The 532-nt window shown below is 62.0% G+C and carries 1 protein-coding gene; it reads left to right on the top strand.

Annotated elements, in window-relative coordinates; translation table 11 throughout:
* Positions 1–14: 14 nt before the first annotated feature.
* Positions 15–532, top strand: a 518-nt coding sequence (locus ACYVOK_RS36175; RefSeq protein ID WP_460667135.1) for a TCP-1/cpn60 chaperonin family protein, incomplete at its 3' end; no start/stop codon positions are given.

The raw sequence follows: 532 nt of genomic DNA, 5'->3' as shown, positions 1-532 counted from the left end.
CGAAGGCGAGCGATGTGGCTGGCGACGGCACCACGACCGCGACCGTGCTCGCCCAAGCCATCGTTCGTGAGGGCGCCAAGGCGGTGGCCGCCGGCATGAACCCCATGGACCTCAAGCGCGGCATCGATCTCGCCGTGGCTGAGGCCGTCAAGGACATCCAGGCCCGTGCCAAGAAGGTGGCCTCGTCGGAGGAGATCGCCCAGGTTGGCACCATCTCGGCCAATGGCGATGCTTCCATCGGTGAGATGATCGCTCAGGCGATGCAGAAGGTCGGCAACGAGGGCGTGATCACGGTTGAAGAGGCTAAGACCGCCGAGACTGAGCTCGATGTCGTGGAAGGCATGCAGTTCGACCGCGGATACCTGTCTCCCTACTTCATCACCAACGCCGAGAAGATGATTGCGGAGCTTGAGGATCCCTACATCCTGATCCACGAGAAGAAGCTCTCCTCCTTACAGTCGCTGCTGCCGATCCTCGAGGCAGTGGTGCAGACCAGCAAGCCCCTGCTGATTGTGGCGGAAGATATCGAGGG

This window comes from Kribbella swartbergensis, from assembly GCF_054784135.1.
The sequence above is the reverse complement of the archived record's forward strand: the minus strand, read 5'-3'. Positions and strand labels throughout refer to the sequence as shown.